The sequence below is a fragment of the Streptomyces sp. NPDC051219 genome, assembly GCF_040682335.1.
Taxonomy (GTDB): Bacteria; Actinomycetota; Actinomycetes; order Streptomycetales; family Streptomycetaceae; genus Streptomyces.
Window position 1 is genome coordinate 79244 of record NZ_JBFBAS010000014.1, and the last position, 14891, is coordinate 94134.

At 71.7% G+C, this 14891-nt stretch carries 12 protein-coding genes and 1 tRNA gene; 5 read left to right on the top strand and 8 right to left on the bottom strand.

Annotated elements, in window-relative coordinates; all coding sequences use genetic code 11:
* Window positions 1-23 precede the first annotated feature (23 nt).
* The 4 genes from AB0M62_RS18190 (at window position 24) to AB0M62_RS18205 (ending at window position 4755) form a co-directional block, all read left to right on the top strand.
* Window positions 24-824, top strand: a complete 801-nt coding sequence (locus AB0M62_RS18190) for a decarboxylase (RefSeq protein WP_366075207.1) — start codon at window positions 24-26, stop codon at window positions 822-824.
* Entirely contained in the window at window positions 821-1540 is a 720-nt protein-coding gene (locus tag AB0M62_RS18195; protein ID WP_366075208.1) for a decarboxylase, read from the top strand. Before AB0M62_RS18190 ends, AB0M62_RS18195 begins: the two co-directional genes overlap by 4 nt.
* Before the next feature lie 121 nt (window positions 1541-1661).
* Entirely contained in the window at window positions 1662-2726 is a 1065-nt protein-coding gene (locus tag AB0M62_RS18200) for an LLM class flavin-dependent oxidoreductase (protein ID WP_366075209.1), read from the top strand.
* Window positions 2727-2973: 247 nt separating this feature from the next.
* Window positions 2974-4755, top strand: a complete 1782-nt coding sequence (locus tag AB0M62_RS18205) for a glycosyl hydrolase family 18 protein (RefSeq protein WP_366075210.1) — start codon at window positions 2974-2976, stop codon at window positions 4753-4755.
* A gap of 138 nt (window positions 4756-4893) precedes the next feature.
* Here AB0M62_RS18205 and AB0M62_RS18210 read toward each other — a convergent pair whose 3' ends face one another.
* Window positions 4894-6711 carry an EAL domain-containing protein gene (locus AB0M62_RS18210; RefSeq protein ID WP_366075292.1) on the bottom strand — a complete coding sequence of 606 codons (1818 nt, stop codon included), beginning with the start codon at window positions 6709-6711 and terminating at the stop codon, window positions 4894-4896.
* A 346-nt stretch (window positions 6712-7057) separates the two neighbouring features.
* On the opposite strand from AB0M62_RS18210, the gene AB0M62_RS18215 reads away from it, so the two are divergent.
* Window positions 7058-8296, top strand: a complete 1239-nt coding sequence (locus tag AB0M62_RS18215) for a M6 family metalloprotease domain-containing protein (RefSeq protein WP_366075211.1) — start codon at window positions 7058-7060, stop codon at window positions 8294-8296.
* A gap of 82 nt (window positions 8297-8378) precedes the next feature.
* Here AB0M62_RS18215 and AB0M62_RS18220 read toward each other — a convergent pair.
* The 7 genes from AB0M62_RS18220 to AB0M62_RS18250 form a co-directional block, all read right to left on the bottom strand.
* Window positions 8379-8452 (bottom strand) — tRNA-Lys (locus AB0M62_RS18220).
* Window positions 8443-9093: a bifunctional DNA primase/polymerase gene (locus tag AB0M62_RS18225; protein ID WP_366075213.1), complete on the bottom strand. Its 651-nt coding sequence runs from the start codon at window positions 9091-9093 to the stop codon at window positions 8443-8445. The genes AB0M62_RS18220 and AB0M62_RS18225 overlap by 10 nt, the downstream gene beginning before the upstream one ends.
* A 237-nt stretch (window positions 9094-9330) precedes the next feature.
* Window positions 9331-9669: a hypothetical protein gene (locus AB0M62_RS18230; protein ID WP_366075214.1), complete on the bottom strand. Its 339-nt coding sequence runs from the start codon at window positions 9667-9669 to the stop codon at window positions 9331-9333.
* A 71-nt stretch (window positions 9670-9740) separates the two neighbouring features.
* Window positions 9741-11024, bottom strand: a complete 1284-nt coding sequence (locus tag AB0M62_RS18235) for an AAA domain-containing protein (protein WP_366075293.1) — start codon at window positions 11022-11024, stop codon at window positions 9741-9743.
* Window positions 11025-11128: 104 nt separating this feature from the next.
* Entirely contained in the window at window positions 11129-12751 is a 1623-nt protein-coding gene (locus tag AB0M62_RS18240) for a hypothetical protein (protein ID WP_366075215.1), read from the bottom strand.
* A complete protein-coding gene (locus AB0M62_RS18245; protein WP_366075295.1) occupies window positions 12742-13911 on the bottom strand; it encodes a hypothetical protein in 1170 nt (389 codons plus the stop codon). The genes AB0M62_RS18240 and AB0M62_RS18245 overlap by 10 nt, the downstream gene beginning before the upstream one ends.
* Window positions 13844-14773: a phosphatase PAP2 family protein gene (locus tag AB0M62_RS18250; protein ID WP_366075216.1), complete on the bottom strand. Its 930-nt coding sequence runs from the start codon at window positions 14771-14773 to the stop codon at window positions 13844-13846. The genes AB0M62_RS18245 and AB0M62_RS18250 overlap by 68 nt, the downstream gene beginning before the upstream one ends.
* Between the last annotated feature and the right edge of the window lie 118 nt (window positions 14774-14891).

The window sequence follows — 14891 nt, forward strand, 5'->3', positions numbered from 1 at the left end:
AACACGCCTGCAGTGGGGGACCGATGGACATCTCCTTCCTCGGGGGCCCGCAGCCGCAGCGCGGCATCGGCATCGTCGCCCCCTTCGACTTCGCACTGGACCGAGAACTGTGGCGCTGGGTGCCCGCCGGCGTCTCGCTCCATCTCACCCGTACGCCGTTCGTGCCCGTCGAGGTCAGCCTCGATCTGGCGCGGCTGGTCAGCGAGCACGAGACACTGCACGACGCGGTGCGGGCGCTGAGCGCCGTCGAGCCGGAGGTCATCGCGTACGCCTGCACCTCCGGCTCCTTCGTCGACGGGCCGGCCGGCGAACGCGCGATGTGCGCGGCCATGACCCGGGCCGGCGAAGTACCGGCGCTGACCACCTCCGGCGCGCTGCTGGAGGCGCTGAAGGAGCTTGACGCCCGGCGGATCGCACTGGTCACGCCGTACACGGCATCGGTGACGCGGGCGCTGGAGGACTACCTCGCCGCGTCGGGCACCGAGGTCACCGGCCGCGCCTACCTGGGGCTGACCCGGCACATCTGGCGGGTGCCCTACCGCGATGTGGTCGAGATGGCCCGGCGGGCCGCGGTGGGCGCCGCCGACGCGCTGTTCATCAGCTGCACCAATCTCCCGACGTACGACGTGATTCCGCAGCTGGAGGCCGAACTGCGGATGCCCGTCCTCTCCGCGAACCAGGTGACCATGTGGTCCGCGATGCGGCACATCGGCACCACGGCGGTCGGTCCGTACCAGGCTCTGCTGGATCCGGCCGCCCGGTGTGGACCCGCCGCGATGGGGGCAGCCGAACCCGAGGAAGAGGAACAGGGAGGCCGGACATGACAACAGTCGGACTGCTCTACCCCGGGCACTCCGCGGAGGACGACTACCCGCGCATCGAGATGCTGCTGGACACCGATATCCGGCTGCCCGTCGTCCACACCGACATCGGCGAGGACGCGCACCGGGTCGACGCCCTGCTGGACATGGGCTCGCCGGAGCGGCTGGCGGCGGGGGTGGAGGAGCTGCGGCTGTCGGGAGCCGAATCGGTGGTGTGGGCGTGCACCAGCGGAAGCTTCGTCCGGGGCCGGGACGGGGCGCACGAGCAGATCCGCACCCTGGCCCTCGCGGCCGGCCTGCCCGCCTCCAGTACGTCGTTCGCCTTCGCGCACGCGGTACGGGCGGTGGGCGCCGGGAGGGTGGCGGTGGCCGCGACGTACCCGCCGGACGTGGCGGGGTACTTCTGCGCGTTCCTGAAAGCGACGGGGACCGAGGTCGTCGCCGAGCGTGCCGAGGGCATCGTCACGGCGGCGGAAGTCGGCACCTGGGGACGGGACGAGGTGCTCGCCCTCGCCAGGGCGGGTGACCACCCGGACGCCGAGGCGGTGCTGCTGCCGGACACCGCCCTGCACACCGCGGCGCACCTCGCGGAACTGGAGGAAGCCGTGGGCAAGCCGGTCCTCACCGCGAACCAGGTCACGGTCTGGGAGGGTCTGCGGCTGGCCGAGCGCAGGGCCTGGGGCGACGGACTGGGCACGCTCTTCGCCCGCCCCCGGTGACCGCCGAGGCGGCGCGCCGGGACAACGCGCCGGACAGCCGGCCGGGCAGTCCGCCGGAATAACCGGAGACACCCTCCTGTTCGGTCCTTCGTACGAATTCCCACGGAGGAGGCAAAGCACGGTGGACGCGATTCGAGGCACGGCGCACGGGACGGCGCCGGTTCCCCTGTCCGTACTGGACCTGGTGACCGTAGGCAGGGGCGGAACCGCGACCCAGGCCCTGCGGACCAGCGTGGACCTCGCCCGCCTCGCCGAGCGCCGCGGCTTCCACCGCCACTGGGTCGCCGAGCACCACTCGATGCCGGGGGTCGCCAGCTCCTCCCCAGCCGTGATCCTGGCCCATCTCGCCGCGCACACCGAGCGCATCCGGCTCGGCTCCGGCGGCGTCATGCTGCCCAACCACGCGCCACTCGTCATCGCCGAGCAGTTCGGCACCCTGGAGGCGCTGGCTCCGGGCCGTGTAGACCTCGGCCTCGGGCGGGCGCCGGGCACGGACGGGGCGACGGCGGCGGCCCTGCGCCGCACCGCCCGGCCGAACGAGGGCGCCGACGACTTCCCGCAGCAACTGGCCGAGCTGACCCGGTTCCTGGACGACGACTTCCCGGGCGGCCACCCGTACGCGCGCATCCACGCCGTTCCCGGACCGGTTCAGGGGCCCCCGGGCCGCCCGCCCGTCTGGCTGCTCGGCTCCTCCGGTTTCAGCGCACGGCTGGCCGGTGCGCTCGGGCTGCCGTTCGCCTTCGCCCACCACTTCTCGGCGGCCAACACCCTGCCCGCGCTGGACCTCTACCGGGAGTCCTTCCGGCCCTCCGAGGTGCTGGACGCGCCGTACGCGGTGATCGGCGTCTCGGCGCTGGCCTCGGACGACGAGAGGGAAGCCCGCCGTCAGGCGCTGACCGGCGCTCTCGCGATGGTCCGGCTGCGCACCGGCCGGCCCGGTCTCGTACCGACGCCGGAGGAGGCGGAGGCGCACGAGTTCAGCCCGCTGGAGCGGGAGTTCGTGGACAGCTGGCTGGGCAATGTCGTGTACGGCACTCCGGACACGGTCCGGGCGGGCCTCGACGACCTGCAGAAGCGGACGGGTGCGGACGAGCTGATGATCACGGCCAATGTGCACGGCGGGGACGCGCGGCTGCGCTCCTACGAACTCATCGCGGATGCGTACGTGCTGCCCACGGCCGGGTAAATCCGGGGTTTCCGGAGGCCGGGTGGTTTCTCCGTCAACCTCCTGTACGGAAGATCCATAAGAGAGCCTTAAGCCGCTCGTCACCTCGCGTGGCGAGCGGTTTCTCGTATCCATCTCACGCGCCTGACAAGGCCTTTCGCACTCCAATTGGTCTAGTCCTCATTTGGTTCAGACCATTGACTCGACACCGGCGGGGTCGCTATCACTGCTCCATCCCCCCGTTCCTCCCCGCCTCCGGAGGCAGTACGTGCACTCCCCCCGCAGACCTCTGATCGCGGCCGTGACCACGGCCGCACTCGCCGCAGGTGCCCTGGCCGCCTTCGCGGGCCTCGGCCCGGCCAATGCCGCCACCGAAGCCGCGCCCACCTCCGCGAGCAGCGGCGGGGTGAAGATCGCGTACTACGACCAGTGGAGCGTCTACGGCAACGCCTTCTACCCCAAGCACCTGGACACCCGGGGGATAGCCGGGAAGCTGGATGTCATCAACTACTCGTTCGGCAACATCCACCCCACCGAGCTCACCTGTTTCGAGGCCAACAAGGCGGCCGGGGACGACAACAACCCCAACGCCGGTGACGGCGCGGGCGATTCGTACGCCGACTACCAGAAGTCCTTCAGCGCGGCGGACAGCGTCGACGGCGTCGCCGACAAGTGGGACCAGCCGATCGTGGGCGTCTTCAACCAGTTCAAGGAACTGAAGGCCAAGCATCCGCACCTGAAGATCAACATTTCGCTGGGCGGCTGGACCTACTCCAAGTTCTTCCACGACGCCGCGAAGACCGACGCGAGCCGCAAGAAGCTCGTGACCTCCTGTATCGACCAGTACATCAAGGGCAACCTGCCGGTCGAGGGCGGCTTCGGCGGCCCCGGCAGCGCCGCCGGGGTCTTCGACGGCATCGACATCGACTGGGAGTACCCGGGCTCGCCGAACGGGCACCTCGGCAATCACCACGGTCCGGAGGACAAGCAGAACTTCACCCTGCTGCTCGCCGAGTTCCGTAAGCAGCTCGACGCCCACGGCGCGGCCAACGGCGGGAAGAAGTACCTGCTGACGGCGGCCCTGCCGGCCGGCCAGGACAAGATCAAGCACATCGAGACGGACAAGATCGGCGCGTATCTCGACTACGCGAACATCATGACCTACGACATGCACGGCTCGTGGGACGGCGACGGCCCGACGTACCACCAGTCGCCGCTGTACTCGCCGGCCTCCGACCCGACCGACCCGATCGCGCCGGGCACCCAGAAGTACAGCATCGACAACGCCATCGACGCCTGGATCGACGGCAGCGCGGCGTACGGCATCGCGGGCGGCTTCCCCGCCAACAAGCTGACACTCGGCTACGAGTTCTACTACCGCGGATGGAAGGGCGTCCCGGCCGGCTCGAAGAACGGCCTCGCCCAGACCGCGACCGGCGCATCCGGCGCCCGGCCGGTCAGCCAGCAGGCGGGCATCGCGCACTACAAGGAGCTCGGCGGCATCGTGGACAACGCCGCCACCACCTTCTGGGACGACGAGGCGAAGGCCGCGTACTTCTACAAGGACGGCGAGTTCTTCACCGGCCTCGACAAGCGCGCGATCCAGGCCCGCGCCGACTACGCGCACAGCCGCGGCCTGGCCGGCGCGATGATGTACTCCCTGCTCGGCCTGGATGCCAACGCCACCCTCTTCAACGAAATCGTGACGGCCGTCGGCGGCACCCCCACGACCCCGCCGACGACCACCCCGCCGACCACTCCGCCCACGACCACTCCGCCCACGACCACTCCGCCCACGACCACTCCGCCCACGACCACTCCGCCCACGACCACTCCGCCCACGACCACTCCGCCCACGACCACCCCGCCGACGATCACCCCGCCGACGGGTGGCTGCCCGGCCGGCGCCTGGGCGCCCGGCGCCGTCTACACGGCCGACAACCAGGTCTCCCACAAGGGACACACCTGGAAGGCCAAGTGGTGGACGACGAACGAAGAGCCCGGCACCACCGGTGAGTGGGGCGTCTGGCAGGACCTCGGCGCCTGCTGACCTGCTGAACCACCCCGCTCCGCACAGAGGCCCGCACGGTCCGAAGACGACCGTGCGGGCCGTGCGTTGTCCATGTGCCGCCGTGTGACCAGGTTCGGGCGAGGGCCATGCGGGGCTTGGGCGGGGTCCATGCGACGTTCAGGCGGGCAGATCCCGCAGTGGGCAGACCCCGATCATGGCGGCGATACGATCCGGCGCCACCGCCCGCGAGTAAAGCCAGCCCTGACCGGTGTCGCAGCCGACCCGGCGCAGGCGCGCCGCCTGGCCGGCCGTCTCCACACACTCGGCCGTGACCGTCAGCCCGAGCCGGTGCGCGAGCTGCACCAGGGCCTCGACGATCGTCTCGTCGGCGGGGTTGGGGTGCGTCCCGTCGTCGTACCGGAAGCCGCGAACAAACGATCCGTCGAGTTTCAGTACGGATACCGGCAGCCGGCTCAGGTAGGCGAGATTCGAGTACCCGGTGCCGAAGTCGTCGATGGCGATCCGCACGCCCATGTCGCTGAGCGCCTGCAGCGCCTGCAGCGGCCGTCCCGCCGAACCCATCACGGCCGATTCGGTGAGCTCCAGCTGCAGCAGCTGGGGCGCGAGCCCGGTCTCCGCCAGGATCCCCGCCACATCGCCGACCAGATCGGAGTCCCAGACCTGGCGTACGGCGACATTGACGCTGACGAACACGGGCGCGGCCTCGGGGTGGTCGAGCTGCCACTGCCGGGCCTGCCGGCAAGCCGTGCGCAGTACCCACCGCCCGAGCTGGACGATCGAGCCGTCCTCTTCAGCAATTCCGATGAACCGATTCGGCGCCAGCGTTCCGAACTGCGGGTGGTTCCAGCGGACCAGGGCCTCCACCCCGCGTACCGCCCCGCTCTCAAGGTCCACCAGCGGCTGGTACTCCAAGGCGAATTCGCCGCGCTCCACGGCGGGTCGCAGGGTGCTGGACAAGGCCTGCCGGGTCATCCGGTGGGCGTTGCGCTCCGGGTCGAAGAGCGTCCAACGAGCCTTGCCGTCGGCCTTCGCCCAGTACAACGTGGTGTCCGCGGCCTGCATCAGCCCGGTTGCCGAGGTCCCGGCCGCGGCTCGCTCCACCACTCCGATGCTCGCCGATACGGACAGCCGCTGCCCGGCCAGGTCGAACGGCTTCTGGAGCGCGGCCAGTACGGACTTGGCGAGGTCGGCGAGCTGTTCCGTACCGGTGGAGTCCTCCACCAGCAGCGCGAATTCGTCGCCACCGAGCCGGGCGACGAGATGGCCGCCGCTCCGGCCGTAGCCGGACTGGTCGGCGCACTGGGTGAGCCGGGCGGCCACGGCGGTCAGCAGCCTGTCGCCGACCCGGTGGCCGAGTGTGTCGTTGACCGCCTTGAAGCCGTCCAGATCGAGGTAGCACAGGCCGATGCGCCCCGTGCCGCCGCTGCCGTACGAGGAGGACTCCAGCGCGGCGGAGAGCCGCTCGAAGAACAGTGCGCGGTTGGGCAGCCGAGTCACCGGATCGTGCATCTGCAGGTGGCGCAGCCGCGCCTGCAGATCGCGCCGGTCGCTCACGTCGGCGACGGACATCAGCACATTGCGGCTGTCGGGGATGGGCGCGAGAGCGACTTCGGTCCACATCGAGCGGCCGTCCGGGTGTTTCAGCCGGCGGGTACAGCGCAGCCGGGCCTGCCGTCCGCGCAGCACCTCGAGGTACGCGTGCCAGGTGCGGGCCTCCGCGGCGAGGTCGACGAGGTCGGCAGCCGCCTGTTCGACGAGCGCGGCCGGCTCGGCGCCGAGCAGTGTGGCGAAGGCGTGGTTGGCGGCGACCACCAGGCCTTCCCGGTCGACGACAGCCATGGCGAGCTGGGCGGCGTTGAACGCGGCACGGTAATCGCGCAGCTCCGACGCGGTCCTGCTGACGGAATCACGTTCCGTAACCGGTGATCGGATGCTGTCGGGTGCCGAACCGGGTCCTTCGGAGGTTCCGCTCACCGCTCGCTCCCGCAGTGCAGTTGTCTCGAACAGGTCTGGTCGGGTGTCGTCGGCCGGGTGGGTGAACCGCCCGAGGGCGGGCTCCACGCTGGAAAGTGTGCCGATCATAGAGGCTGGCGGGAGAGCCGATCCAGCTTCGGTGGCGTGATCATGCGCACCTGCCCCTTCCGGCCGATCGTTTCTGCACAGCTGTGTGCGGGGCCGGTTGGTGCTAGACCGTTTGTGACTTTCCGTGACGCGCCGGAGTGTCGGACCGGTCACCCGGCCGGGCCACCCCGACAAGGCATGTCATACAAAAACACCACAAGGTAGGTGAGATGTCCCGATTCACCCTCCGGAGGTCGACGTGCCGCGTCAGCAGACACCCGAGCGAGTGGAGCGCTTTTCCGTACGGAGCACCGGCGCCGCGCTCACCTCCCTCACGGCGCTCGCTGCCATGTCCCTCTTCGCGGGCCCCGCGGTGGCGAAGCCGGCGGTCGGGCCCTGCGCGCTCTCACGCACATCCGCGCACCACTCGCTCGGCCTCGACAGCTGGAACGCCTCCTACCCGAAGCCGGTGCGCACCCTGAACGCCGTCATGGTCTTCCTGTCCTTCCCGGACTCCCGTCCGACCGTCACTCCGCAGCAGCTCGCGGCCGACCACTTCCCCGCCACCAGCCGGTTCTTCCACAAGGCCTCGTACGGGAAGTTCCAGCTCAAGGCGCATCCGAAGAAGAAGTGGGTGACGATGCCGAAGGCGTCCACGGCGTACGGCATAAAGCGCGACTGGGCGCCCAAGAAGCGCGCCGCCTATCTGCGCGACGCCCTGGCCAAGGCGGACCGGTCCGTGGACTTCAGCCGCTACGACATCGTCTACTTCGTCGCCGACCCGGACGCCCCCGGGGTCGACTCCGACGCCACGAAAGTCGTCAACTTCGACAAGCCGCTGCGCGCGGACGGCAAGAAGCTCAGGCGCATCGTCACCGTCTTCGAGCAGCACCCGCCCGACCGCCACGTCCTCGCCCATGAGACGGGACACGTGTTCGATCTGGCCGACCTGTACCACCGACCCGTGGACGGCAAGGGCGACTGGGACACGTACGTCGGCGACTGGGACGTGATGGGCAGCCAGTTCGGCCTGGCTCCCGACCTGTTCGGCTGGCACAAGTGGAAGCTCGGCTGGCTGAAGCAGCGCCACGTCAGCTGCATTCAGGGCAGGGGCACCAAAATGCGGACGCTCGAGCCGTTGGCTGCCGCGCCGGCCCGGGGCGGGACGGGCGGGACCAGGCTTGCGGTCGTACGCACCGGAAAGAACAGCGTGATCGCCATCGAGGCGCGAGCCGCGGTGGGCAACGACGAGGCGACCTGCACCGAGGGGGTGCTCGTCTACCGGGTGCGCAGCCGGACCCAGTCGGGCGGCGGACCGGTAGAGGTGCTGGACACGCATCCCGACTCGGAGGCGTGCTGGGAGGAGTCGGTGTACCCGCCGCTGGCGGACGCGCCGCTCGGAGTGGGGGAGTCGTACAAGGTGCCGGGCGAGAAGATCCGGATCGAGGTGGCGGACCGGACGAAGTCCGGGGCGTACACGGTCAAGATCACTACGTGAGCCCGGACACCGGACAGCCGGACAGCCCGGACACCGGACAACGAAAAAGCCCCTCGCTTCCACGAGGGGCTTCTTCCGTCTGTGCGCCGCCAGGGACTCGAACCCCGGACCCGCTGATTAAGAGTCAGCTGCTCTAACCAACTGAGCTAGCGGCGCCTGCTGACGTCGTAGACCTTAGCATCCTGATCGGCGGGAGGAAAAATCGATATCCGCACTGCTGAGGCGGACGCCGCCCGGACTGCCCGCACGCAGGCCCAGAGCAGTACCTCGGGGCCCGGAAGCCACGGATGACGGGTGTCGGGGGCGACCACCCAGCGCGCGGCCGGCGCCGCTCCGGGGCCGGCCGCGCCGATCGCCGGCACGGTCACCGCGTCGCCGGTGCCGTGGCACAGTACGGGCGGCATCGCGCCGCCCCACTCCTCCCAGTCGAGCAGCGACGGCAGCCGCTGGGCGGTACCGGGTGCGGCGAAGAGCAGCATCCGCCCCCGGTGCGCCGCCACCGGCCCGGAGCCCGGGCCCTTCTCCCACAGCCGGTCCAGCATCCGGCGCCCGAACATCGCGGGGACGTTCACCACGTCGAAGACCGAGCCGCAGGGCAGTACGCCGGGGGAGTTCGGCCGGGCTTCCCAGAGCGAGAGCGTGCTGCGCGGATACGCGGCGGCGGAGGCGAGCCAGGCCGCCCCCTCCGAGGTGACCTGGGCCGTGTGGTGCCGGCCGTCCTCCCGCAGAAAGCCGAAGATGTCCAAGCTCCCGTCGTCGCCGGTGAGGGGCGTCTCGTCTCGCTGCCAAGCGCTCATGCGCCCTACATCTACCCTCGGTCACGATCCGGTTTCCGAGAGTTGCGGAAAATCAGGACAGGGCAGGGCGGGTTGGGGTACCTTGCGCCGCCGCATATGCCTATGGCGCTGCGCAATCCCGGGCGGGCAGCGGCGGCCGGGATCTGCCGGGCCTGCTGCCGGCGCGCAGCGGGCCGGCAGCCAGGAGGCCGGCCCGACTGCGAGACGGCGGGCCCAGGACGTGCTGCCGGGCGGGACCTACGGCTGCGTGCCGCGCAGCAGTTCCTGGCCGAACTCGATCATCTTTCGCGCGTAGTCCTCGGTCCACTCCGCCCGCGCGCCGATCTCCGCCGGCGACAGCCGGTCGAACCGCTTGGGGTCCGCGAGCTGAGCCGCCGCGACCGCCTGGAACTCGACGGCCCGGTCCGTCGCGGCACGGAAGGCGAGGGTCAGTTCCGTGGACCGCGACAGCAGCTCGCGAGGGTCTTCGATCGACTCCAGATCGAAGAAGTGTTCCGGGTCCGCGGCGGCCTCCGAGGGCTCGAAAATCAGCGGTGCGGGCCGCAGCCGTCGCTCGGACCGCTCGGGCTCTGCCATCGCTTCCTCCTGCTCATCGCCTTCGGGCCACCCTCCATTGTCCAGCTCCGCGCAAGTACGCATCGCCGGTACTACCCCCGCCAGGGCACGCGGTGCTCCTCGAGGTGGGCCAGAACCGCGTGGTTCGCCTCCCAGCCGTCCGGAAACTTCACGGTCACGCCAAGCTGCACAGGTTCCGTCGAGGGGTGGTCGTCCAGCAGGTCGGCGACGCCCGCGCGGCACACCACGATGCAGGCGTGCCGGTGGCGCGAGGCCAGAACGCACAGTCGGCCCGTCTCCAGGTGGAAGGCCGTCGCGTCGGGGCGGCCCGACAGCGGGTGGAGGACGACCGTGATGTCGAACTCGCGGCCCTGGAGGCGGTTCGCCGTGTCGACCGCGACTCCGGTGACGCCCAGCTCGGCGAGCGCCGCGCGGACCGCCGCCGCCTGGTCGCGGTGAGCCGTACCGACCGCGATCCGCTCGGCGGTGACCGGTTCCGGGCCGTCCGCCCGCTCGCTGGTCGCCACACCGCCGCGGTCCAGCAGGCGCCGTACGACCAGGGCCACCGCCCGTACTGCCTCGGGATCCGTTCGAGGGGTGTGCCGGGCGGGCAGTTCCAGCAGCCCCCAGCCCGATTCGGCCGCCTCGTCCAGCACCCGGTCGGGTCCGGAGCCGTCCGAGGGGACGGCGAAGGACAGCCGCCGGTCGCGGTGGTCCGTACCGCTGCGGAACGGGGTGTACGGGTAGAAGGCGCCAGACACGAGCGGCGCTGCGGAGGCCGGCAGCCGCCAGGACACCGGCAGCCGGTGCTGCGGCAGGTCCGGATTGTGTGCCAGCAGTGTGGACACCGCGCTGGCCGACGGGTCGTACGACAGCCCCGCCCACTGCTCCGCGCCGACGACGCTGAACGGGTCGAGCTGCCCGGGGTCGCCGACGAACAGCGCACGGTCGAACAGCCCGGCCACGGCGAGGAGCGCGTCCGAGCGCATTTGGTAGGCCTCGTCGACGATCGCGTGACCCCAGGGCTCCACGCCCTGGGTGTGGGCCCACTTCGCGGCGGTGGAGATGACGACGTCCAGGCCGGCGAGGTCCGCGGCCTTGGCCGACTTGCGCACCGAAGGCAGGTCGTCGAGGACCTTGTCGTAGGGGTCGGGCTCGCTGCTGTGCAGCCGGCCCACCGGCAGGTCCGGATCCTTCTCGGCGAGCCGCAGCACCAGGTCGTCCACCTGGGCGTTGGTCTGGGCGACGACCATCAGCGGGCGCCCGGCGGCGGCCAGCTCCCGGGCCGCGCGCACCACGAGCGTCGACTTGCCCGCTCCCGGCGGGGAGTCGACGACGACACCGCGGTGGGTGCCGTGCAGCGTGTCGTGCAGGATCGCCGCGGTCGCACGAGTCGCGAGTGCGGCGGGATCCCCGTGGCGGGCGGGGGACGCGGCCGACGCCGGTCCGCCGCCGGGCGTGTCGCGCCGCGATGTTCCGGTCACAGGTAGTCCTCCGCCGTCACGGGGTCGGGCGCCGTCCCGGGGTCAGGGGTCGTCACCGCATCAGGGGTCGTCCCGGTGGCGTCGCCGGAGGCCATGCGGGGGCCGCCGTGGGTCCACGGCGTCTCCTCCGGGTCGGGCAGCTTCGGGCCGCCGCGCCGGTCGTGCTCGAAGAGCGTCCAGCACAGCCGCTCGCCCTTCTCCGGTACGGACCCCGGCGCCGGATCCCTGCCACGGCCCATCTTGTCGGTGAGCCGAAGGACCAGGGCATCCTCGGTCTCGGCACGGACGAACTCCGCCGTCTGCGGGCGCCCGTCCAGAGAGCGGTAGACCTTGCTGCGCTCGTCCAGGTGGGGCCGGTCGTCCGTCCGGATGGTGAGCAGGGGACGCGGGCTCGGCCGCTTGGAGTCGCTCCACTCCATGACGACCTCGGTCACCTCGCCCGCGAAGGCCTCGCCGGACAGCCGCCGCGCCGCCATCACCAGCGGATCGTCAAGCGCTTCCTGCGCCTCCAGTTGGGCCTGCGCGGTCTCCCGCGCGGCCAGCTTCCGGGCGGCGGTCACCGCGTCGTCGCGACGGGGCTGCGGCGGCTCCCCGGCACGCACCCGGTCGCGGTGGCCGGTGAACGACCAGCGGTCGCGGGTCCAGCGCTCCTCGGTACGGCTGCCTGCGGGAAGCCGGCGCAGCAGGTCCAGCCCGTGCCACACGGCGTCCCAGGTCGGCCGCATCCGGCTCTCGACCAGGTCCCGGATCTCCCGCTCGGCCGTGGTGAGCCGGCTGAGCGCGGCGGACCCGCCGCCGTCCCGTACCGCCGCGCGGGCCTGGTCGTACCGGGCCATGGCGGGGGCCAGCAGTCTGTTGTCGAAGGCCGGGTCGGTCGCCGGTCCGGCCGGCGGGCACACCAACTGCCCGTCCCGGTCGCGCTCGAGTTCCGCCCGGAGTGCCGCCTGCGCGCCCGACTCCCCGGCGGGCGGGTCGATCCAGGCGAGCAGCGCCCCCAAGTGCTGGTCCTCGAGGTTGCTCTGGCCGGTCGCCCAGTGCCGGCCCAGCAGTTCGGTGGCGGCGAGCAGCAGCGAGGAGCCGGGCACCCGCGCGCGCTCGCCGAAGTGGGTGAGCCAGCGCCCCAACAGAGGGACGCGCGGCGGCGCCGGATAGGGGGTGTCGGGGTCCTGCTCGGCGGTCCGCCGGAACCGCATGGAGCGGCCGAGCAGCCGGACGAACTCGACGCCGGCCCGGCCGGGCACGATGAGCTGCGGAGCGTCCGAGCACAGCTCGACCTCGACCTTGACGCGCTTGCCCGTCTCCGCGTCGGCCTCGGTGCGCTCGGCGGCCTCGACGGCGTCCGCGTACCCGTCGATGTACGGCAGTACGGATTCGGCCAGTTCCGCGAGGAACGCGAACCGCAGGTCCCGGTCGCGAGGCTGCGACACGACCAGCAGCCGTGGCTCATCGCGGTCGGTCCCCACGAGTGCGCCCAGTGGCGCACCGGTCTCTCCGGCGGTGGTCAGCGGTACGAGGACGAGCGGGCGCTCGGAAAGATGCCGGTGGCGCACGGTGGCGGCGGTCTGTGCCCGCCCACTGCGCACGGCCTCGAGCCGCGCGAGCGTACTGATCAGCGGCATGCGGCGGCCTCCAGGGCCTCCGCGCGCAGCGCCGCCGCGCGGCGCAGCGCTGCCACGGTCGGATCGGTCTCGCCGGCCGGACGGCCTGCGGGACTGCCCGTGGGAGCGTCCGCGTCGGACTCCGCCGCCGCCAGGACCGCGCCGATCGTGGTCAGGCCGCCCAGCTCCCCGCGCACTCCGCGCCCCAGCGCCTGCACGGCGCCCGCGGCGCGGGCGCGTTCCCGGCAGTGGAACGCGAGCTCGCACGCGGCCAGGCAGTCCGGTGCGTATGCGGCGTCGACCGACTCGACCGCGGCCGTCAGCTCGTCGGCCGGGCGCTCCAGGTCGAACGTCGTACCGTCGGGCAGCGCGGCGGCGATGTCCTCGACGCGAGTCAGCCGGGCCAGCTGCCTGCGGGTGACCGAGAGCTGCTTGCGCACGTCGACGAGCGACGCGGTCGGCAGGTTGGAGAAGTCCTTAGGGCAGACCAGGAGCACCGAGTGGTTCACCTCGGCCCCGGGGAGCCGTTCGGCAACACGCTGCAGCGCCAGTACGTACACCGCAGCCTGTCGGGCCGCCGCACCGACCTTCGCCGCGTCCGCCGAGTCGTCGATCATGGGGAAGGACTTGATCTCGACGACCGTCCACCGCCCGTCCGGCTGGACGACGACCGCGTCCGGCTCCAGGTACGCGGGCGAGCCCGCCACCTCCAGGGCGAGCATCGGATGGTTCAGCAGCGACCACCCGCCGGCCGCCGTGGCTTCGCGCAGGGCCAGCGCGGTGCGCGCCGCGCGGCCCTCGGGACCGGCGGCCGACAGTTCCGGAAGGGACAGGTCGTCGGCGGCAGGCGGCTCGCAACCCGTGCGCTCGCACCACAGCCGCAGCAGCTCGGTGCCGCCGTCCGCCTTGACCTTGGCCTCGAAGGCGTTGCCCCGGACGAACGCGAACTGCGACTGGCCGAAGGCGGAGGGCGACCCGAGCGCCGCGGCGAGCGCGGCCTTGTCCACCCCTGCCCCGTCGAGCAGCGCGCGCCGCTCGCACCCCGGGTTGGCGGCGAGGGCCGCGAGCGCGCGGGCATCGAGGGGGTGGGGCGGTACGGCCGGGCCGCGCAGCTCAGCGAGTCGCTGCCGGAGCGCCGTCGTCGGCGCCGGCGTCGACGGCTGCGGCGTCTGCCTCGGCACCTCTGCCCGTGCCGGCGCCTGCGGAGGAGGTCCGCTGTCCAGGGAATCGCTCACCCGCGGAAGTCTCGCATCCGCCACTGACAATCGGGGACTTCGTGGGCGGTGCGACGGCTGGGACGAGGGTGAGGCGGGATCGGGCCCGGTCGGCGAGCCGCATCGCGGGCGGGGCGAGGAGCAGACCGAGCCCCATCACAACGGCGCCGGCGACCGCGTCCAGGAAGTAGTGGTTGGCGGTTCCCATCACCACGAGGACGGTGATCAGCGGATACGCGACACCGGCCGCCCTCGCCGACGGCGTGCGCCCGTGCCGCCAGAGCATGACGCCGCACCACAGCGCCCAGCCGACGTGCAGGCTCGGCATGGCCGCGTACTGGTTGGTCATGCCGCCCAGCCCGCGTGGTGCGCTCGCCTCGCCGCCCCACCAGCCGTACGTGCTGTACTGGGCCATCGTGTCGACGAAGCCGTGGCTCGAGTCGAGCAGGCGGGGCGGACAGGTCGGCAGGAGCGTGAAACCGGCCAGGCCGAGGAGGGTGGAGACCATCAGCCAGGTGCGGGCGGCGCGGTAGTGCGCGGGGCGGCGCCGGAAGAGCCAGACGAGGAGAGCTGGCGTCACCAGATAGTGCAGTGAGGCGTACGCGAAGTCGGCCGGTATGCCCAGCCACGCCTGGTCGGTGAAGAGCCGGTTGAGCGGGTGCTCGGCGTTGAGCCGGAGGAATTTCTCGGTCCGGAGGATCGCGAGGCCGTGGTCGACTGCGGTGGAGACATCGCCGCGGGCGAGCAGTCGTCCGCAGGAGTAGGCGGCGTACACGACACCGATCAGCAGCAGCTCGGCCCACCATCGCGGCCGGTTGCGGATCCCCATCGTCAGCCCCCCTTGATCAACTGTACGGTGTATGTGAACTCCGTTCGACGGGGAGGACGCCGAGATCCACCGAGGGGTTGCCCGGCGTTCATGTGCGCGATGATGGAGATCAAGCGGA

Excerpts from the sequence above, each read along its gene's own strand:
- AB0M62_RS18190 (WP_366075207.1), top strand. The coding sequence starts at position 24 with ATGGACATCTCCTTCCTCGGGGGCCCGCAGCCGCAGCGCGGCATCGGC.
- AB0M62_RS18230 (WP_366075214.1), bottom strand. The coding sequence starts at position 9,669 with ATGGCAGAGCCCGAGCGGTCCGAGCGACGGCTGCGGCCCGCACCGCTG.
- AB0M62_RS18195 (WP_366075208.1), top strand. The coding sequence starts at position 821 with ATGACAACAGTCGGACTGCTCTACCCCGGGCACTCCGCGGAGGACGAC.
- AB0M62_RS18240 (WP_366075215.1), bottom strand. The coding sequence starts at position 12,751 with ATGCCGCTGATCAGTACGCTCGCGCGGCTCGAGGCCGTGCGCAGTGGG.
- AB0M62_RS18225 (WP_366075213.1), bottom strand. The coding sequence starts at position 9,093 with ATGAGCGCTTGGCAGCGAGACGAGACGCCCCTCACCGGCGACGACGGG.
- AB0M62_RS18250 (WP_366075216.1), bottom strand. The coding sequence starts at position 14,773 with ATGGGGATCCGCAACCGGCCGCGATGGTGGGCCGAGCTGCTGCTGATC.